The organism is Lichenicoccus roseus, assembly GCF_005844085.1.
Taxonomy (GTDB): Bacteria; Pseudomonadota; Alphaproteobacteria; order Acetobacterales; family Acetobacteraceae; genus Lichenicoccus; species Lichenicoccus roseus.
Map to the genome: position 1 here is coordinate 1 of NZ_VCDI01000013.1, position 18,051 is coordinate 18,051.

At 62.7% G+C, this 18,051-nt stretch carries 21 protein-coding genes; 16 read left to right on the forward strand and 5 right to left on the reverse strand.

The window, feature by feature from the left end:
* From FE263_RS21080 to FE263_RS21090, 3 genes are all read left to right on the forward strand, one after another.
* Window positions 1-364, forward strand: a 364-nt coding sequence (locus FE263_RS21080) for a toprim domain-containing protein (protein WP_205880491.1), incomplete at its 5' end; no start/stop codon positions are given.
* On the forward strand, window positions 361-1,638 hold the full coding sequence (locus FE263_RS21085) for an AAA family ATPase (protein WP_138328021.1): 1,278 nt from the start codon (window positions 361-363) through the stop codon (window positions 1,636-1,638). The genes FE263_RS21080 and FE263_RS21085, both read left to right, overlap by 4 nt.
* Before the next feature lie 931 nt (window positions 1,639-2,569).
* Window positions 2,570-2,998 (forward strand): hypothetical protein, encoded by a 429-nt coding sequence (locus FE263_RS21090; protein ID WP_138328022.1) that lies wholly within the window; start codon window positions 2,570-2,572, stop codon window positions 2,996-2,998.
* Here the strand turns inward: FE263_RS21090 and FE263_RS21095 are convergent.
* Window positions 2,995-3,711, reverse strand: a complete 717-nt coding sequence (locus FE263_RS21095) for a recombinase family protein (RefSeq protein WP_138328023.1) — start codon at window positions 3,709-3,711, stop codon at window positions 2,995-2,997. The genes FE263_RS21090 and FE263_RS21095 overlap by 4 nt on opposite strands.
* A 450-nt stretch (window positions 3,712-4,161) precedes the next feature.
* Between FE263_RS21095 and FE263_RS21100 the strand changes: the two genes are divergently transcribed.
* Genes FE263_RS21100 through FE263_RS21120 form a run of 5 tightly spaced genes read left to right on the forward strand, consistent with a single transcriptional unit; the run spans window position 4,162 to window position 7,076 of the window.
* Window positions 4,162-4,752 (forward strand): hypothetical protein, encoded by a 591-nt coding sequence (locus tag FE263_RS21100; RefSeq protein WP_138328024.1) that lies wholly within the window; start codon window positions 4,162-4,164, stop codon window positions 4,750-4,752.
* Window position 4,753: 1 nt separating this feature from the next.
* A complete protein-coding gene (locus FE263_RS21105; protein WP_138328025.1) occupies window positions 4,754-5,557 on the forward strand; it encodes a hypothetical protein in 804 nt (267 codons plus the stop codon).
* A 32-nt stretch (window positions 5,558-5,589) separates the two neighbouring features.
* Window positions 5,590-6,414 (forward strand): DUF2213 domain-containing protein, encoded by an 825-nt coding sequence (locus FE263_RS21110; RefSeq protein WP_138328026.1) that lies wholly within the window; start codon window positions 5,590-5,592, stop codon window positions 6,412-6,414.
* 12 nt (window positions 6,415-6,426) lie between these two features.
* Window positions 6,427-6,732, forward strand: a complete 306-nt coding sequence (locus tag FE263_RS21115) for a hypothetical protein (protein ID WP_138328027.1) — start codon at window positions 6,427-6,429, stop codon at window positions 6,730-6,732.
* On the forward strand, window positions 6,729-7,076 hold the full coding sequence (locus FE263_RS21120) for a hypothetical protein (RefSeq protein ID WP_138328028.1): 348 nt from the start codon (window positions 6,729-6,731) through the stop codon (window positions 7,074-7,076). Before FE263_RS21115 ends, FE263_RS21120 begins: the two co-directional genes overlap by 4 nt.
* A gap of 11 nt (window positions 7,077-7,087) precedes the next feature.
* Here FE263_RS21120 and FE263_RS21125 read toward each other — a convergent pair whose 3' ends face one another.
* On the reverse strand, window positions 7,088-7,288 hold the full coding sequence (locus tag FE263_RS21125; RefSeq protein WP_138328029.1) for a hypothetical protein: 201 nt from the start codon (window positions 7,286-7,288) through the stop codon (window positions 7,088-7,090).
* Window positions 7,289-7,335: 47 nt separating this feature from the next.
* Between FE263_RS21125 and FE263_RS21130 the strand changes: the two genes are divergently transcribed.
* Window positions 7,336-7,695 (forward strand): hypothetical protein, encoded by a 360-nt coding sequence (locus tag FE263_RS21130; RefSeq protein WP_138328030.1) that lies wholly within the window; start codon window positions 7,336-7,338, stop codon window positions 7,693-7,695.
* 74 nt (window positions 7,696-7,769) lie between these two features.
* Here FE263_RS21130 and FE263_RS21135 read toward each other — a convergent pair whose 3' ends face one another.
* A complete protein-coding gene (locus FE263_RS21135) occupies window positions 7,770-8,492 on the reverse strand; it encodes a class I SAM-dependent methyltransferase (RefSeq protein ID WP_138328031.1) in 723 nt (240 codons plus the stop codon).
* Between the two features lie 777 nt (window positions 8,493-9,269).
* Here FE263_RS21135 and FE263_RS21140 point away from each other — a divergent pair.
* Window positions 9,270-9,941, forward strand: coding sequence for a hypothetical protein (locus FE263_RS21140; RefSeq protein WP_171034264.1), 672 nt, complete (start codon window positions 9,270-9,272; stop codon window positions 9,939-9,941).
* 200 nt (window positions 9,942-10,141) lie between these two features.
* Here the strand turns inward: FE263_RS21140 and FE263_RS21145 are convergent, their stop codons facing one another.
* The gene (locus FE263_RS21145; RefSeq protein ID WP_138328033.1) at window positions 10,142-10,504 is read right to left on the reverse strand and encodes a hypothetical protein; all 363 of its coding nucleotides are present in this window, start codon (window positions 10,502-10,504) and stop codon (window positions 10,142-10,144) included.
* Between the two features lie 1,050 nt (window positions 10,505-11,554).
* Here FE263_RS21145 and FE263_RS21150 point away from each other — a divergent pair.
* Window positions 11,555-11,728, forward strand: a complete 174-nt coding sequence (locus FE263_RS21150) for an AbrB/MazE/SpoVT family DNA-binding domain-containing protein (protein WP_138328034.1) — start codon at window positions 11,555-11,557, stop codon at window positions 11,726-11,728.
* Between the two features lie 376 nt (window positions 11,729-12,104).
* Here the strand turns inward: FE263_RS21150 and FE263_RS21155 are convergent, their stop codons facing one another.
* Window positions 12,105-12,314 (reverse strand): hypothetical protein, encoded by a 210-nt coding sequence (locus FE263_RS21155; protein WP_138328035.1) that lies wholly within the window; start codon window positions 12,312-12,314, stop codon window positions 12,105-12,107.
* Between the two features lie 87 nt (window positions 12,315-12,401).
* On the opposite strand from FE263_RS21155, the gene FE263_RS21160 reads away from it, so the two are divergent.
* The 5 genes from FE263_RS21160 to FE263_RS21180 all read left to right on the forward strand — a co-directional run bounded on the left by FE263_RS21160 (window position 12,402) and on the right by FE263_RS21180 (window position 18,050).
* Window positions 12,402-12,947, forward strand: coding sequence for a hypothetical protein (locus FE263_RS21160; protein WP_138328036.1), 546 nt, complete (start codon window positions 12,402-12,404; stop codon window positions 12,945-12,947).
* A gap of 314 nt (window positions 12,948-13,261) precedes the next feature.
* A complete protein-coding gene (locus tag FE263_RS21165) occupies window positions 13,262-13,918 on the forward strand; it encodes a hypothetical protein (RefSeq protein WP_138328037.1) in 657 nt (218 codons plus the stop codon).
* Between the two features lie 415 nt (window positions 13,919-14,333).
* The gene (locus FE263_RS21170; RefSeq protein ID WP_138328038.1) at window positions 14,334-16,169 is read left to right on the forward strand and encodes an HAD-IIIC family phosphatase; all 1,836 of its coding nucleotides are present in this window, start codon (window positions 14,334-14,336) and stop codon (window positions 16,167-16,169) included.
* A 4-nt stretch (window positions 16,170-16,173) separates the two neighbouring features.
* The gene (locus tag FE263_RS21175; RefSeq protein ID WP_138328039.1) at window positions 16,174-16,428 is read left to right on the forward strand and encodes an acyl carrier protein; all 255 of its coding nucleotides are present in this window, start codon (window positions 16,174-16,176) and stop codon (window positions 16,426-16,428) included.
* Between the two features lie 56 nt (window positions 16,429-16,484).
* Window positions 16,485-18,050 carry an MBOAT family O-acyltransferase gene (locus FE263_RS21180; RefSeq protein ID WP_138328040.1) on the forward strand — a complete coding sequence of 522 codons (1,566 nt, stop codon included), beginning with the start codon at window positions 16,485-16,487 and terminating at the stop codon, window positions 18,048-18,050.
* Window position 18,051: the final 1 nt, after the last annotated feature.

Sequence of the window (18,051 nt, forward strand, 5' to 3'; positions counted from 1 at the left end):
CCCAGCCTGCATGGTGAATCACATCGCGGCCGCGTCGGGAATCCCTAACGATTCAAGTTGGACGGTTTCCGCTCTAGCTGGGCTCGGCATCGCAGAGGGCATCGAGACGGCCCTCAGTGTCGGCCAGCGCGTGTTTCCGGTCGATATGTGGGCAACGGCATCCTGCGGCGCCATGGAGCGCCTGCCGGTCTATCCCTGTGTGGGCACCCTGCACATCTTTGCCGACCGCGATCCGGCCGAGCACGGCATCAAGGCCGCACGGGCCTGTGCGGCTCGGTGGGTCAAGGCCGGGACGGACGTTCGGATCGTCCAGCCCAAGGCGGCCGGGGATTGGAACGATGTCGCGAAGGAGATCGCGGCATGAGGGACGTTGTGGCCGAGTATGGCGAGGTCGAAAGCTATCACGCCGACATTCCATTTCCGGGTGAGGAGCCGGACTCTGGCAAGCGGGAGCGGCTAGGATCTGGTGCCAGGCAGGAGCCAAAGGACGATGCCGGACTTGTCTTTGATGAAGACGACTGGCTCGAAGCGGACATCCCGCAACGCCCATGGATCGCCAAGGGCTACCTGCTGCGGCGCTCGGTCACGATCCTTGCCGGTGTGCCAGGCGGCGGGAAGTCCTCGCTCGCGGTCAGCTGGGCAACATCGCTCGCGACGGGCGCTGCCTTCGGTGAGTTTGACCCGATCAAGCCGCGGCGGGTGCTGACCTACAACACCGAGGATGACAGGGACGAACAGCGTCGCCGATTTTCGGCAAGCCTACGACAATTCGGACGCATCCCGGCCGACCTGAATGGCCAGGTGGTGCGCGTCGGCATCGAGCGCATCGGAACGCTGTTTGGCGATCGCTTCACTGAGGACGGGTCAAGCCTCGGCTTCGGCCCCCTGCCAGCAATGAAATCACTCAAGAAACGCATCGAGCAGTTCAAACCCGACGTCATCATCCTCGATCCCCTAGTCGAACTGCATGACCGGGACGAAAACGACAACACCGAGCTGCGGCGGGTCGTGGCCGAGTTCCGCACCCTTGCCATCGAGCACGACGCCGCCGTGGTGCTGCTGCACCATACGAAGAAAGGATCTGGATCAGCCGTAGGCGATGCCGACAGCATCCGAGGCGCTGGAGCCATCGTGGGAGCGGGACGCATCGCGCTGACTATCACCAAGATGTCGGAGGATGACGCCAAGAACTACGGCATCTCCGAGCAAAGCCGCCGGCACTATTTGCGGCTTGACGAGGCCAAAGCGAACTACAGCGAAACCCCCGTCGACTGGTTTGAGAAGAACGTTCACCAGCTCGACAACGGGGAAGGCGTGATGGCCTTGGCACCGTGGGAGACGCCGGTCGACGCCGTGTCAGTCGAAACTCGGGCGCTGATTGAGAACGAGGTGGCGCTTGGCAGCAGCGTAGGGCCGTGGTCGCCCAAGCTGTCTGCCGACCCTCGCTCTATCAGAAACCTGTTGCTCAGACACGGTGTCACCACCGCAAAGGGGCAGAAGGGTGTGGTCAAAGGACTCCAGGACTGTGGGATCACAATCCAGAACTTCCGTCACGAGAGCCGAAGGGAAGCACAAGGCTTCCGGACTGCCGACGGGCGGCCTGCTGCCAAATGGGTGTCCGAAGCCGAGACGGAATGACCCCCATGTTCCGCGCCTTGTTCCGCGCAGACATCCGCGCGCGGATGGGTACGGGATGCCTATAGTAAAACAGGTCCGCGCAGACCTGATTTTACCCGCGCGCATCCCGCGCGACATCCGCGCACTGGAGATGGGCAAATTTGCCTCTTTATGGCCGGTGAAGGCATTGGCCGGCACGGACCGATATGGGCCTTGGCGTCGGTGGTAGGGCGCGCTTTGCGGGCTAACGAGGCTACTGGCAGCGAGCAGGGCTGCGCCGGCGGCGTTACCTTGCCCGCTCCAATCGAAGTTGATCGACCGCCGCCTCCGCTGCGGCGACCCTTCTCTGCACGGTTGCCAGTTGTCGTGCGGATTGCGAGCCAGCCCGCTCGCTGGCTGCAAGCGAGGCCCGTGCTAGGGCGAGCCGCGCCTTATCCCAGCGGCCGTTGTCCATCTTGCAACTTCTAGTATTTAGTCCAACCCATTGCCTGAAGTGCAGCAGCGACCTGGATCTGGAGAACAGCCGCCTCCTGGCTTGATCGGCTCTTCGCTTGGCTAGGCGATGCGACGCCAGCCGTATCCCTGGTCTCGCGGCCTAGCGCTGGTTCAGCTTCATAGCTTTGACGGTCCATCGGCTTTCTCCCTGCTCTACGTGGGCGTGGGAGGTGGCTGCCCGGTAGCTTCGGAATGTACCGGGACCGGTTTCGGGACGGACAGGCGGGTGAGCAGTTTTACCTAGTTGATCAAGCTGCTGGCGGGCGCTGTCAGGAATACTTCCGCGCCTGACAGCCAGCGTGATATAGAGACGTAATTGCCGAAATCCGTGAAAGTCGAAAACCCATTGCAGGGTTAGCGATTGGCGGTTTTCGGCCAATCTTGATGCTGACCAGGCCCCAAACCTCCATCGTGGCCGGCTTTCCGAGCATCAACCATCGAAAATGGATGTGACATCATGGCCGGTCGGGCTCGTGGATTGGGTCGTGTTCCCGGCTCTGGCCGGCAGAAGGGCACCCCCAACAAGAAAACGCAGGCGCAGGCGCTTGCGCTGGTGCAGGCCAGTGCCGCCGATGGCGTCAAAATCTCTGACGCCGTGCTGGCGAGGCTCGATCCTGTCAGCGTGATGTTACACTGTATGAGGGCAGCGCTGAAGGTAGGAAACACGTCGGTTGCGCTGCAAAGCGCACAAGCCGCCGCGCCCTATGTTCACGCCAAATTGGCCAACGTGTCGATAGAAACAAGGCTGCAGACATCTCTGCTAGATTTCAACGACCAGCAGCTTCACCTGATCAGCACGGGGCAAATGGCTGTGCCGCAATCGATTCTCGACGCGCTGGCCGATGGCGATGCGTCCGCCTCTAGGACGGACGACGAAGGCGGCTAGGCGGCTTTCGAGGCATCAGCGCGGGCAAGGACCCGTCGAACCGCCGTGGCCGTCCAGCGGCCTTCCTCGCCGCTCTTGCCACGCTGTTTCGTCCGGAACCCGATGGCATCCAGTTCCTTCGCCATGGCGTTCAGCGACAACCCGCGATCCTGCATCTCGCGCATCTTCGGCAGCAACCGCGTGGCGAACTCGTCTGCCTTGGCCTTCTTGGTCACGACACCCTTGGCAGCGTTGGCGGCGAGCACGTCTAGCGGCGCGTGTTTGCCCCTGTAGCCGCCGAGCTTCACGCCACGGGCCTTTGCAGCGGCCAGGGCGGCCTTGGTGCGCTGAGACGCTAGCAGCCGCTCATGCTTGGCTACAGCCATCATGACATCGGCCGTCAGCTCGTTCATATCGGGATTGTCGGCAGCTACCCACCGGATGCCTGTCCTCTTGAACCGGCCGTAGAAGAACTCGGCGTCTCGTGACAGACGGTCGAACTTCGCGACCACCAGCCGGGCGCCGGTCATTTGGCAATGCAGGATCGCTGCAGCGATGCCAGGCCGGTCCGCATTGGCACCGCTCTCAATGTCGGTGAACTCGGCAAGCGGCGGATAACCGCCGTTGCAGAGATACTGCCGCACCGTTTCGCGTTGCGCTTCGAGGCCAAGGCCGGATGCCCCCTGCTTGGCTGTCGAAACACGGTAGTAGGCAACAAAACGCTCGGTTGTCATGTCGTGTCACTTGCAGCAATGTTTGTAGCTGCTTATGACACAGCTAGGAATCAGGGTGCAACAGGGATCTGCAACGGCCTGGGATTGGACCGCCGCAGACGGTCAGCCGGCAGCGCCGCAAGTAGTCACAAGGCAAGTGCAAGTTTCTTTGCTCGGGCAGTTGACGACAACCCAAGCATAGAGTAGCATTGTTCTCGGCAAAATAGTAATTCTTGGACCTCAACTTGGTCTATGACACCCACAGTAGGTAACGGTGCCGCCCCTCGGCATCCACCCTTGCTGACCTTGCCATACTATATTTCGCGTAGCCTTTTCTTAGGTCACTAACTGCCTTCTATAAGTAAAAATGACCATCTACTTTTAGACAATGCCTCACCTATACTTAGAGCCCGCCCCAACTCCCGTGCATCCGCACCGGGAGCCGCACTCGTTCAATCGGACCATCAAGCTATGACCTATGATTTCACCGACGCCGAACTTCTTACCCTTATTGAAAGCGAAGCACCCGCCGCCCTCCCAGCCATCACGAGCAACCGCCTGGACCCGCACAGCATTCCTGGCTACTCCGCCGCCCTGGATGCCGGCTTTGCGGCCGACGAGGTGGCCATGCGCTTGCGCGCCCAGCTCGGCGAGGCGCATGCGGCGATCCGCAACCTGGAGGCTCGCCGCGCCGAGTTGGTCGAGAAGGCCAAGTCCGGCACGAAGCTGAAGGCGCACGAGGCCGGCGATGCCGTGCGTGCCATCGAGAATGCACAGGCGGATGCCACGGTGATCGAAGAGGCCTTGCGGTCGGCCGAGGTCGATTGCGAAACCTGTCGCCGGCACATGGCGAACGTCCTGACTCAGCAACTGAACCGCAACTTGGCGCAGCTGCGGGCGGATGAGTTGAAGGCTGGCGAGAAGGTGGCGCTGGCCACCCGCGACCATGGCTTCATCGTCAACCGGGCCGCCATCATCACTACGGCACTCAACATCTCCCGTTCGGAACAGCGTCAACTCACTCTCGAAGAGCTGTGCAGCCTGCTCGGCATCCAGGGGTGACATGCTCTCGGAACATCCCGGCGCTGAGACCATCGGTGCCGCTCGCCTAGCCTTTGCAGCGATGCGCGCCGACTACGACAGCCTGCTTGGCGACATCAAAGCCATCCCGGCCAGCGTTGTCCTGAATTTCGCGCTGAAGGGCGGTGTTGGCCGGGACCGGGCGCGGCAGCGCATCGATGGTCTGGTGAGCCGGGCGCCCTTCATCGAGACTGACAGGGCGCTGCTCTGGCGTTGCCTGCTGCCCCGCCGCGATCCTCTTGGCACCGAGCATCCCCGGTGGGGGGTCGAGGTCATGGGCGCAATGCTCGGCGTGTCGCGCGGCAAGCCGATTTCTGAGATTGTGCCACTCGGGCTTTGGGTGAGCCTCCACACTCTGAACCGGGCATTTCAGCGCACTCTCGGGCGAGTTGATCTCGCAACACTGGCGCTCCGGCTGCACGATGCGGTGCAGGATAGCCCCGCTGCAATCTTCGACACCACCCGCGAAGCCGGAGCCTGGTGCTTTCCTCTTGGGGATGATGCTGTGCTCTGCCGGGTGCGTGTGGTGCCGTTCGAGAACCGCAGCGACAGCCTGGTTTGCGTTTCCGCTGACACGTTCCTGAACCGGGACATGCTCGGCGCCGATCAGGAAGCACAACGACGCGCCTGCCTGCATCCGCATCCGGGTCCGAAGATGCGTGACGGCCTGCTGCTTCCGGCAGCCATGCGCCCTGCCGCACCGACTGTAGATGGCTTCGTCAGCCTACCGCACAACGCAGCACAGTTTCTAAAGTCTGCAAAGATCAAGCAAAAGACCACGCTTTAGTGTAATATAGCTTGGTCAAAACGAGACAATTCATGACCGACCCGCACTATCGCGAAGACTTCCTGCCACTTCGAGCGGCTATCGATCCCGATACTGGCTATCTGCGCGACCATCCGGTTCTAACGCGGGTTGGCGTGTTTGATTACAGGAACCCGACGACCGGCCAGATTGAGCGCGAGTTCCGGCCGGCATCGGTGGTGTTCGACCCGGCGCACCTGAAGGCCCTGCGCGGCACACCGATTGTCATCAGCCACGCGGCTGGCTTGATCTCGGCCGAGAATGCGCGCGGCGCTACGGTCGGCACCATCATTTCTGAGGGCCGGCAGGACGGTGACAACCTGGTGGCCGAGATCCTGTTGCACGACCCGAGCCCAGTGACGCGGGACGGCATGCGCGAGCTGTCGCTTGGCTACACGGTCGACACTGACGACACGCCCGGCACGCACAACGGCCAGCGCTTCGACCGCAGCATCACGCGCATCAAGCACGTCAACCACCTCGCGATTGTTAGAAAAGGACGAGCCGGTGTGGCTCGCTTGAACATGGATCACAACGACACCATCCGCACCGATGAGGTTCGGGACTTCAATTCGGCAGCTGCAGCCCGCGTGCGAATGATCCAAGGCGTTCGGGCCGATGCCGCCATGGCTGCTGCCCCTCGCATGGATGAATCTCAGCGCCGTGTTGAGCAGAATAGCCGAGGCGTCAGTCAGAGCATGTCTGCGGCCGAGGGCCGCCGCAGGATGATCATGCGTCAGGACGGGCATTGCTTTGATGGTGACGACCAGCAGCGGGCCGATGCGGCATCTGCCGGCAGCTCTGCCGCCGCCGCCCGTGCGCGCCTGAACAATCGATAAGGAGCCCTCACCATGGCCAGCAATGCTTCCTGCACCGTCACCACGACTGCCGCGCAGATCATCCCCGCAGCGATTGGTTTCCCCCGCCTCTATCTGAAGCTGACCAATGTGTCTCCGGCCGGGTCGGGCTCGATCTGGGTCAGCCATTTGACTGCGACGCCCGCGCCGAACGTGGCCGGTTCGATTGAGCTGCCGCCTGGCGTGTCGCTGGAGTTCAATGGGCCGCAGGACCAGAACGGGCGCCATTATGTGCCGCAGGAAGCCTACGCCGCCGTGGCGTCGTCCGGCACGCTCCAGCTGACGGCGGAATACGCATGAGCACATACACCCGCAACATCGGCGCTCACGTCGTCAACGTCGCACCCTTCGCATCTGGTGCGCGGCGCGAGGCGTGTGCTCGCGTCTTGGACGAGAACCTCCACATCCTGATGCACAGCCGCCTCGGCCTGCAGGACGAGCCGACCGTGCGGGCGATCAACCGCAAGGCCATGGATCGCATTGCCGATGCCCTGCTGTGCGCCGACCATTCCAGCATCCGGCTCGACGGGCAGGGCGACCCGAAGGCTCTGACCCAGCAGACAGTTGCTGACCTCCCTACCGAGGTTCTGCTGCCGCTGTTGGCCTACGCCTGGCAGGTCAACTACCTGACTGAGACGCTGTGACCAACGCCGACCTAACCCACGCGGCCGGCATTCTCGACGCCGCCCTGGACCGGATCGCGCGGCTGGTCGCGGCGGCCGAGCATTGTGAGGTGGACGATAATGCGGCGGCGGATCAGGCCGAAGCGATCGCCGTTTCGATGATTGCTCGCGCAGCGTTCCGACGGCGTGGAACGCGAGGCGTCCGGGCGCTGCACGGCCTGCTTGAGATCCAAGAGATGGCGTCCTGACCGATGTGGTTGTGGCGGATGGTGCGGGATCGATGAGCAAGGCGTTCACACCCGAAGATGACGCGCTCATGATCGATCTGCGGCAGGCGGGCATGGACTGGCCTGCAGTTAGTAAGCGGCTAGGTCGACCCGGCGTCACCCTCTCAGCCCGGTTGCGCCGGATCGCGCCGGACTTGGCGTCGCGGGATCAATCCGCTCCAGTTGCGCGGCGCGTGGCTGTAGACGGCGAGACGAACGCGGGGCCGCCAACCCGAGGCTTCGACGCCATGCCGGCCGGCTCGCCTGTTTCGTGGTTGGCGATCTGGACGCCCGCACAGTTGCTGCCGGAAGAGGAAGAAGAAGCTGCGAGGCGGCGCGCGGCGGCTATAGCTACTCGCACCTGCTCGGCATGAACTAACCGGTCTACCCGACCCGAGGCAGCAGCCCCGGCGTGAAGCTTCACAGCTTTGCGCCGGAGCTTAGTACACTAACCGCGCAGCATTACGTACTGGCGGTAGGAATGCCGGGTGCCGATGTTCGACGCGAACAGCACGGCATCGATCCAGTCGGCAGTTTTCTTGAACCGCCGCTTGAGCAGATACGCCGAGACGAGCTTCGCCATCACCATCTCGGGGATCTTGACCTCGACCTGAAAGAACTGCCGTAAGCAGTCGATCTCGCTCGGCATCAGGGGGAATTCGTCCTCATCGCCGTAACGCGGCACCCCGTAGCGGCCGACGATGTTGCGTCGAAACCAGATCAGCAAGTCGCTGGAGGCGTTGTTTTCGTAGAAGAACGCCGAGCCGCCCTTCTTCAGCGTGCGCCGCAGCACGCCGCAGAATTCATGGAACGGCTCCAGATGGTGCAAGATCAGAGACCCGAAGACGTAGTCGAATTGCCCGAGCTGGTCGATCTGCATCACGTCGCCCACGACAGCGCGGAAGCCGTGCAGGCCCTCGTGTTCGGCGGCAGATTGAAGGTTCTCGATAGCCGGGGCCGAATAGTCGATCGCGGTCACGATCGCGCCGCGGCGAGCCAGAAACAGCGAAGTGGCTCCATCTCCGCAACCAATATCAAGCACCTGCTTTCCAGGTAATGGACCAAGAAAGTCATTAGCGTAACTGACGGCGCGCCCGATATCGTCTGGTAATACAATGGGCTTCGGCGTTTTATACGTTGTATCCCAAAATGCTTTTGCAAGTTGTGACATTTTTTTCCTCCCGTACGCAACCTTATTCAGGAGTAAACACGAAGCAACAAGTTTGGAACGTATAACGAGTTATTACGTTAGGAGTTTAAGGGCGCTGCCGGCGGTGACGGAACCGGGGTTATTGTCGCTTATGATCTGCACCTGAGTTTTGGGTTTACAAACTCAGGCACCAGTCAGCAGTATTCACGTGGCCGGAATGCACTAGCTAGTCAGGAGTGCACCCTGTGAACGGTTATCAGGAATGACCCGCCTCCGCCGGATCACCCTCGTCATCGTGGGTTGCGCGCTCGGGCTGAGCCTCCTGGTTGCCATTCCTTTGGCGCTGCTAGTCCGCTGGTATGACCGCACCGAGAAGCGTAGGGGCCAGATTCTCAATCGGCGGCACGGTGTTCAGGACTCAATGCATCCGCGCGGTCAGTCGCACCGAAAGACTTGCCAGGTTCGCTCACTTCCCGGCCCTGATCGGGCCTGCAGCCCATGAGGTAGGACCGCCCGGCCATCACAGTAAGGCCGCAGACAGTGCTCCTGATTGCCGCTGCATCGAACGGTCATGCGACTAAGCGCGAGTTGGCCTTTCCCAGCAGCGATAAGGCATGCAAGTCGATCCGGCGACTGCGCTGGCATCGACTGCTACTCGGGTCGCGGGTGACGAACACAAGCGTTCGCGAGCGCAGCGAGCGTTTCTACTGATGTCTCTGTGTTGGTTGTCGCTAGTGTTTAGGGCTATCGTAGCGTAATCCTATCATCTACCGGCCGGGTAGCGATGAGGTGACTGCGATGTTCGGTTTAAAGCGCAGAGTCTATCAAGCTTACAACCTCGGGAAGTTCTTCTTTCGCCAGCGGGTCATCGGATTCTCGGTTCCGACTGAGCCGGAGTTCGATGAACCTTCTAAGCGGGTGTTTATCGACCTTTTGACGAAATCTAGCTTCTACTTAGAGTATGGTAGCGGTGGTAGCACGCTGTTGGCTGCCCGCAACAAGAAGCGCTTCATCTCTGTCGATACCGATTGGTGGTTCCTTCGCTCGGTTCGAAAGGCGATAGGCAAGCCGTCGGCGGACCAACGATTGGTCCATGCTGACATCGGGCTGACTGGCCCATGGGGAAAGCCTCTTCGTGCAACGAGGTTGTCGGCGAGCCGATTGGCTCAGTGGCGCTCCTATTCTGGAACGCCTTGGAAGAGCATCGCCGTTGGTGACGTGCCCGACCTAGTGTTAGTTGATGGTCGCTTCCGCGTCAGCACGACGCTTCTCTGCTGCCAGAAGCTTGCCAACAACCCCGACGCGCGGATTCTCGTCGACGACTACGTCGGCCGTTCTGAATACTCGGTCATCGAACGCCATGCCGATCTTATTGGCATGGCGGGACGGATGGCAATCTTCAAGCCACGGTCAACCTCCGATGCGAGCCTCCAGGAGGCGGTAATTAAGCACGCGACCGCCTGGGAATAGGTTCAGTGGCGACCTCATCATTTTCATAAACCGGCCTCACTGCGGCAGTTTAGAGAGAGGACCCCGATCGGTGATGACGATGACGACGACCTTACACCGGAGATAGAGGGAAGCCTCATTATCTACACCCTGGCGACCCTCGCAATGTTCGTTTTCTACGTCGTCTCAAGGCGGTGATTACAGCCCAAAGACGCTGTTGGTCATGGTGATCCGCCGCCTTGATGCCCAGTCGGCTCGGGCACATGGTTTCGCAGCAACCCGATTAGCGTCTTGAGATAGGCTTCAGCATTATGCGGAAACGCAAGAAAGCCAAGGTGGCCACGATACGCAGCGCCGATGCGAGACACATCAACGCCTAGAGATTTGTCTGCCGTGATGTAGGACCACAAGGTGTTAAATTCATGGATCAACGGGCTCTTGAGCGCCTTGATTTCCGCAATTAGACGTCGGGTAAGGGCTACAGCGTCGGCGTAGCGGTGATCGCCTGGATGTTCGAGAGCCATACGGCTACGGTACTCAATGATCTCCTCAAGGCCAGAAACAACGCGCGCAATGCCTTCCAATTACGAGCTCTCCTGCTGCCTGTGATACCGATAAGTGGCTTGATGTTAGGACCCTAGGCTAACCTATAGCCTGCTCCGGACAAGAGCCTCCAGGTCGAGAGGCACGATCCTCCTGCAGGCGGCGCAAAGCCCGTGACATCAAGCCCAGTGTCCCTGGATATCCGCGTCCTTAAAAGCGGCACATCCGCCGAAATCGGCTAGCAGTTTCCGGCCCGTTCCTCTTATGTTCTCCTCATGGGTCAGAACCTCACAAGGAGCCGCCGGCTGCAAATTGTGCTCGCCACACCGCTCTCGAACTACCGGGGCCAGTCGTGGGTGTTGGTCTGCGCCTGCCGAGGCTGCTTAGCTGAGGTAGACCTACCGATCGCTAAGCTGCTGCCTGCTCATAGCGCTACAACGATCCGCCAGCTGCTAGCAAAGCTGCGCTGCCAAAGGTGCGGCGAGCCGCCATTTGGGGTGCTGCTGCAAAGCCTGCCGACGAACGCGCCGGGTTCAGCAGACATGATGGTGCTGGTGGGGCCGGGTGCCTTCGCGTGAGGCAGCCGCTTACTTCTCCTTAACCCCCTCGCCCTATCTTCAGGCCACTGCAGGCGAGGCATTCCATGTCGATCCGGCGCGTGCCAACGAGACGCCGGCCACCACAGCATCTGCATGAGGTGCTGCTGTATCTGACGCGACTCCTCACGCTTGCCACGGACAGGAGCGACATGATGCCGCGACATGACAAACGGCCGGCCAGCTGCAACGTGATTCCGTTCCCGACGCCGAGCCGTTCGGTGATGTTCCCCGAGATGCCGGTCAGGCGGCAGTCGGCTGCAGGGCGAGATGCCGCACTAGTCGACCACGATGGCAGGATCTACGAGCTTGGCGCCCTGATCGAGCTACGGCCCTAGCCGATCGGATTGTCTCGGGCGTCGCCTCGCTTCGGACAACAGCTTAAGGGGCTGCTATCAGGCCGGTGACCGTGGTCACCGAGCCGAATGGTGGCATTCATGCTACCGCCCGTTGGATTGCGGATCGGCCAGATCGAGCAAGGCGAGGAGCAGGACGATGCTTGATGGTGATCAGTGGGAGGCAACCATCGGGCCGGACGGCGCCCTGTGGATCCCGGCAACGCTGCTCGAGAAAATGAGGTGGAAGGGCGGCACTGTCCTGATCGCTGAGATAACCGACGACGGCATCCTGCTGGTTGAAGCTGGCTCAGCGGGTGACATCCGAGCGTGACCGCTTGGCACACATGGACCGCCTGGATGGACGCTTGGACGGCCTGGGACCGCGCGCACCCCACCGTCACTCGCTGCGGCGCTGCGGCGGCAGTCGCCCTCTACCTGGCTACCACCGTCGCCATCTTCCGCTCGCCAGGGAGCTGGAAGGCATTAGGTATATTCTCCTTTGGCCTGCTGGCGCTGACGAGCAGTTGCACTGTGGTCTTTGGGCCGTAGCTGTGTTTGGTGGCGTCGGTCCCCAGCCCGATGCGGTCGATGCAGATCCGGCGGGCCGGCTCAACTATGGTGCATTAAGCCCGAAGTTGGCGGGCACCCACCTAAAGCCCGGCCGGCTTCTGCCGTATAAACTTGGCGGGATGGTCCGAGGCGTCCGATTAGAACCAAGCCTGGAGAGCGTGGCGCTCCCACAAGTTGAACAGGTTGACGGCGACGTTGATCGCGATGACCGCGAGCAGCAAGAAGCGGCCCTTCGGCATCCACCGGGGCACCGGCATGAACTCCGGCAGTTCCTTTTCTGGCCGGAAGGTAGCACCCGCCCGGTCAAGTGCCGCTTGGCTGGCAGCGTGCTGGTTCAGATCCGGCATGAAACGCATCGTGGAGCCGATTGTTGCCTCTGGCAAGCACAACTGAATAAGGTAAACATCAGTTCCAGCGGACCCCTGGAACTGCTCGTGATGCTACGCACCCTTATGCTGACCACCCTTCTCGCCGCCCTGGCTGGCTCGACGGCGGCGCAGGCGTTTGATCTACGATCGGCGCTGAAAACCGATAAAGTCTCGCCGGATGGCACGGTTGGCAACTGGACCGCCTTCGAGTTGCAGGACGATAATAGCACTACCATCGCGTGTGTCACCACCAACAACGCCGCAAACTTGATGATCAGCGCCAGCCGGGACGGTTTCGACATTCGGGCGACGAACCCGGCCTGGAAGTTCACCACGACCCACGACCTGTTTCCGGTGACCGTGATCGCCGGGGATGTCTCACAGGACTTCCACATGCGGCCCGAGGGTGACCACGCGCTGCTGGAACCAGATGTCGCGCACGCCAACATCGTGACCCTGCTGACCTCGATCGAGGCCGCCGAGAAGATCGACGTGAACCAGGGCAACCACACCCACCAGAGGATCGACGCGACGGGCAGCAAGGCCGTGCTCACCATGTTCGAGATGTGCGTGCTTGGAAGCGTACGCGAGCAAGGCTGGTCGATCCACTAAAGATCGCAGCTTCTACCGTGGGGTATCATCAGGGGTATCGGTAGAAGATCAACATCAGCAGTATCATCCAAAACAACAGCTTATCGACTAGATATGACGGACACTCCCTCCGCCAGCCGGTTCTCAGTCGATAGCGCGACGTTCCGCCCGACAGCACGAACATGAAGCAGAATATCCGTGACGCATCAGGCCTCGGGGCTTACCGTTTCGTAACTGCAACCAGTGCGAGACGTGCCGGGCCTTACCGTGAGCACTCCACCAGAAGGTGCCGCCCGCTTGAGAACTGCCTTGCCGTCCGGCTGCTGGTCGGCCTCGTGCAGGGTGGGCTGCTGTCGCTGCTCGTGCTGGCGACGCTGCATCACGTCGCTCCACTCGACAGAACAGCTACGGCGATGCCGCTCTCCAGGCTGATCTCGATCGTTCCGGGGGCGTTCCTGCTGCTTTGGGGCCGGATGCGCATCCCGTCGCTCACGGCGCTGCTCGGCATGATCGCAGAGGCCACCCTCGCCACCAGCCTGCACGAGGTCCACCAGGCGCCAGCGATTGCGCCCCGCCAGCTTGCGGGGATGCTGCACCGCCTGCTCTTCGATCTCCGGTTGTTCGTGCTGCTCTGCCTGGCCCTCGCCGCCGAGCGTGACCGGCGCCGGTGGCCGAGCTACCCGAGCCAGTTCGAGACCGTCTGGAACCTCGCCATCCTGCTCATCCTCTACTTCCTGTCCATCGCGTTGAGCTGTGGCGTGCTGTGGCTGATGGCCGGCCCGTTCGCCGTCGCCGGCATGCACGGCTTCACGGATCTGCTCCCGAAGCCCTGGACCTGGCCGCTGGTGAGCTGCCTTGCCTTCGCCGTCGCGCTGAGTTTCGGCATCGAGGGCGAGCGTCTGGTGGTCGGCGTCCGGCGGCTGGCGCTGGCCCTGTTCGGGCTGCTGCTGCCGGTGCTCGGCAGCCTTGCGGTTTGCATTGCAATGCGGTGATCCTCCCAGGCAGCAACGTCGTGCGGCGGCTGAAGGTCGCGCCTGTTGCCAGGAAGGCACCGTCCCCGAGGCACGAGCCGCCCGGCCGAGAATTGCCATGCGCCCGGCGCCGACATCGCCTACGTTGCGATTACCGTGATAATAATCATGTTGCGGGCGGGTGTCTGCTTGCCTAGAGACCGGGAGCGTCTCCGGATGTTCGCCCAGATGCTTTGCCGACGGTCACAGGTTCTGCGCCCGTCGCCACGTTAGACTGCGTTCGTTTTGAGACTTGACTATCGTTTTGTGTCAAACCCGCTTCCCTTGACGACCAGACCCGGAGGCTCCCCTGCTCGACTGGCTCCAGACACGTCCGAACTGGGACGAGCTGCTGCGTGACGCGACCGCCGGCGGCAGCGAAGGGTGGCAGGCGCTGGTGGCGCTGGCCAACGAACGGCTCGACCACCTGAAGACGGTGAAGCTCGACCGCAGGCTGCGCAAGCTGTTCCCGGACGAGCCGCCGAAGGGCATCCCGACCGTGCCGGTGCGGCTCGCGATCCTGTCGTCGAGCACCGTCGACCATCTACTGCCGAGCCTGCGCGTCGGCGCGCTGCGGCACGGCATCTGGCTGGGAACCCAGCTCGGCGACTACGGCCAGTATGCCCAGGAGCTGCAGGATCCCGCCGCGGCGATCCACCAGTACCGCCCGACCTGCGTGCTGTTCGCCTTCGACGCGCGGCACATGCTGCGCGGCATCGACGTCACCGCCGGGGCGGATGAGGCCGAGGCATGGCTCGAGGCCACGGTCGCCGATCTCGCGCGGCACTGGCAGCTCGGCCGGCAGCAGTTCGACTGCAAGGTCATCCAGCAGACCATCCTGCCGGTGTTCCCGACGCTGTTCGGCAACAACGAGCAGCGGCTGCCCGGCTCGGCCGCCGCCCTGCTGTCCCGGCTCAACCAGCGCCTGCGCGCCAGCGCCGACGCGCACGGCATCGAGCTGCTGGCGATCGACGAGCAGGCGACGCAGGACGGGCTGCAGACCTGGTACGACCCTGCCCTGTGGCATCGCGGCAAGCAGGAAGTGCATCCGAACGCGACGCCGGTGTATGGCGACATGCTGGGCCGGCTGCTCGCCGCCTACCAGGGCCGGTCGCGCAAGTGCCTGGTGCTCGACCTCGACAACACGCTGTGGGGTGGTGTGATCGGCGATGACGGCCTCACCGGCATCCTGATCGGCAACGGCAACAGCGTTGGCGAGGCCTTCATCGAGTTCCAGTCGTACGCCCGCGCGCTGTCCAGGCGCGGCATCATCCTCGCGGTCTGCTCCAAGAACGACGAGAAGAATGCGCTGGAGCCGTTCGAGAAGCATCCCGAGATGGTGCTAAAGCGCAACGACATCGCCTGCTTCGTCGCCAACTGGTCGGACAAGGCGTCCAATATCCGAGAGATCGCGCAGCGGCTGAATATCGGCCTCGACAGCCTGGTGTTCGTCGACGACAACCCGTTCGAGCGCGAGATCGTGCGGCGCGAGCTGCCGATGGTCGCGGTGCCGGAGATCCCCGAGGACCCGGCGCTGTACAGCCGGGTGGTCGCGGCGGCGGGGTATTTCGAGGGTGTCCACCTGACTGCCGAGGATCGCGAGCGTACTGCGCAGTATCAGGCGACCCTGCAGCGCAACAGCCTCGCCGCGACGGTGACCGACCTGCCCAGCTACCTGCGCAGCCTCGAGATGCGCATGGTGTGGACCCGCTTCGACACCATCGGGCTGCAGCGCATCGTGCAGCTCGTCAACAAGACCAACCAGTTCAACCTGACCACCCGGCGCACCACCACCGAGGAGGTCGAGCACATCATCGCCGACCCGCGGTCGCTGTCGCTGCAGATGCGGTTGATCGACCGCTTCGGCGACAACGGCATCATCTCGATCATCGCCGGCTCGCTCGCGGGCGGCGGCGGCATCGGTGCCGATCTCGGCGGCCCGCAGGCGGGGCCGGGCGACATCGTGCTGCATACCTGGCTGATGAGCTGCCGGGTGCTGGGGCGCGGCGTCGAGCAGGCCGCTCTCGATCTGGTGATCGCGGAGGGCAAGCGGCTGCAGGCGCGGCGGCTCATCGGCGTGTACAAACCGACCCCGAAGAACGACATGACCCGCCGGCTCTACGCAGAGCTCGGCTTCGCAGCGCTGGAGCCGGAAGGCGACATCGAGCGTTGGGTCCTGCAGCTGGACGGCGCCGAACCGAAGCCGACCAGCATCCAGATCATCGAGGGATGAGACCATGACCGAAGCGGACATCAAGACCAAGCTCACCGCGATCTTCCGCGACGTGTTCGACGACGACAGCATCGTACTGCGCGACGACATGACCGCGGACGATATTCCCGAGTGGGATTCGATGAGCCACGTCACGCTGGTGGTCGCCACCGAGCAGACATTCGGGATCAAGTTCCGCACCGCCGAGATCGAGGAGATGCACGATGTCGGCGACTTCGTGCGCCTGATCGGTGCCAAGGTCGAGGGAAAGGCGGCCTGAGCGCCGCCCCGCCTCCCCGATTGCCTGGCCAGACCATCTGACCGCCGGACCCGCCGATGCTGTTCAATTCGATCGTCTTCCTGATCGCCTTCCTGCCGCTCGCGCTTATTGGTTTCCATCTCGCATCGAAGATGGGCCGGCGGCCGGCCGGGGTGTGGCTGATCCTGATGTCGGTGCTGTTCTATGGCTGGGAACGGCCCGAGTTCATGCCGATCCTGATCCTGTCGATGGCCGGCAACTTCACCGTGGTCAGCCTGATCGCACGGTTCGAGGGGCGGCCGCGGCTGCAGAACGCGATCCTCACCACCGGCATCGTGCTCAATCTCGCGGCGCTGTTCCGCTTCAAGTATCTCTACGTGGTGCTGACGTCGCTCGCCGGCATCGGCGTCGTGGACGGGCCGTTCACCCGCGCCGCCCTGCCGCTCGGCATCTCGTTCTTCACCTTCACGCAGATCGGCTACCTGATCGATTTCCGACAGGGCGTGACGAAGGATCGCGGGCTGCTCAACTACCTGCTGTTCGTGAGCTTCTTCCCGCACCTGATCGCCGGCCCGATCCTGCACAACCGCGAGATCATGCCGCAATTCGCCGACCGCTCGACCTATGGGCTGCGGCGCGAGAACCTGATGATCGGGTTCACCATCTTCGTCATCGGCCTGGCCAAGAAATGCCTGCTGGCGGATCCGCTTTCCTCCACCGTGGTCGCCGGCTTCCACGATCCCGCCTCGCTCGGCGTGTTCTCGTCGTGGAACGTGGCGCTGTCGTACTCGCTGCAGCTCTATTTCGACTTCTCCGGCTATTCGGACATGGCGATCGGGCTGGCCCGGCTGTTCAACGTGCGCTTCCCGCTCAACTTCAACTCGCCGTACAAGGCGGGCTCGGTGGTCGAGTACTGGCAGCGCTGGCACATGACGCTGACGCGCTACATCACGCTCTATCTGTACAACCCGGCGGCGCTCTGGATCACCCGGCGCCGGATGGCACGCGGCCTCGGCGTCGGACGGCGCGACATGGCGACGCCGCGCGGCTTCCTCAGCATGACGGTGCTGCCGACATTCTTCACCATGGGGCTGGCCGGCGTCTGGCACGGCGCCGGCTCGCAGTTCGTGATCTTCGGCTTCCTGCACGCCTTCTACCTGAGCGTGAACCACGCCTGGCGCACCTTCCGCGCCAAGAAGGCCAAGGAGGCGAACAAGACGCACAAGGCCGAAAGCCATCCGCGTCCGGCGATCTGGGCGGTCGCCCTCACCTACCTGTCGGTGCTGGTCGGCGCGGTGTTCTTCCGCGCGCCGTCGAGCGGCTCCGCGGTGACGCTGCTGTCTGGCATGATCGGGCTGCACGGCATCGAGGCGCTGCCGGCCTCGCTGTCGTCGGTGACGGCGCAGCGCGCCTTGCTCGATATCGCCTGGCTGGCGGTGCTCTACGCCGTGGTGTGGGGGATGCCCAATACCCAGCAGATCATGCGGATGGCCGATCCGGCGCTCGGCAAGGTGCTGCCGGGCGGCAGGCCGATGATGCAGTGGCGGCCGAACTGGCAGTGGGCGGTGCTCAGCGGCGCGGTTGCGGTGCTCGCGGTGCTCGGGATGGGAGGAACCAGTGAATTCCTTTACTTCCAGTTCTAGG

What these genes read in the sequence shown, in the direction of transcription:
- FE263_RS21095 (WP_138328023.1), bottom strand. Translation starts at nt 3,711, where the DNA reads ATGACAACCGAGCGTTTTGTTGCCTACTACCGTGTTTCGACAGCCAAG.
- FE263_RS21090 (WP_138328022.1), top strand. Translation starts at nt 2,570, where the DNA reads ATGGCCGGTCGGGCTCGTGGATTGGGTCGTGTTCCCGGCTCTGGCCGG.
- FE263_RS21105 (WP_138328025.1), top strand. Translation starts at nt 4,754, where the DNA reads ATGCTCTCGGAACATCCCGGCGCTGAGACCATCGGTGCCGCTCGCCTA.
- FE263_RS21115 (WP_138328027.1), top strand. Translation starts at nt 6,427, where the DNA reads ATGGCCAGCAATGCTTCCTGCACCGTCACCACGACTGCCGCGCAGATC.
- FE263_RS21085 (WP_138328021.1), top strand. Translation starts at nt 361, where the DNA reads ATGAGGGACGTTGTGGCCGAGTATGGCGAGGTCGAAAGCTATCACGCC.
- FE263_RS21100 (WP_138328024.1), top strand. Translation starts at nt 4,162, where the DNA reads ATGACCTATGATTTCACCGACGCCGAACTTCTTACCCTTATTGAAAGC.
- FE263_RS21140 (WP_171034264.1), top strand. Translation starts at nt 9,270, where the DNA reads ATGTTCGGTTTAAAGCGCAGAGTCTATCAAGCTTACAACCTCGGGAAG.
- FE263_RS21175 (WP_138328039.1), top strand. Translation starts at nt 16,174, where the DNA reads ATGACCGAAGCGGACATCAAGACCAAGCTCACCGCGATCTTCCGCGAC.
- FE263_RS21180 (WP_138328040.1), top strand. Translation starts at nt 16,485, where the DNA reads ATGCTGTTCAATTCGATCGTCTTCCTGATCGCCTTCCTGCCGCTCGCG.
- FE263_RS21110 (WP_138328026.1), top strand. Translation starts at nt 5,590, where the DNA reads ATGACCGACCCGCACTATCGCGAAGACTTCCTGCCACTTCGAGCGGCT.
- FE263_RS21130 (WP_138328030.1), top strand. Translation starts at nt 7,336, where the DNA reads ATGAGCAAGGCGTTCACACCCGAAGATGACGCGCTCATGATCGATCTG.
- FE263_RS21135 (WP_138328031.1), bottom strand. Translation starts at nt 8,492, where the DNA reads ATGTCACAACTTGCAAAAGCATTTTGGGATACAACGTATAAAACGCCG.
- FE263_RS21150 (WP_138328034.1), top strand. Translation starts at nt 11,555, where the DNA reads ATGCTTGATGGTGATCAGTGGGAGGCAACCATCGGGCCGGACGGCGCC.
- FE263_RS21155 (WP_138328035.1), bottom strand. Translation starts at nt 12,314, where the DNA reads ATGCCGGATCTGAACCAGCACGCTGCCAGCCAAGCGGCACTTGACCGG.
- FE263_RS21120 (WP_138328028.1), top strand. Translation starts at nt 6,729, where the DNA reads ATGAGCACATACACCCGCAACATCGGCGCTCACGTCGTCAACGTCGCA.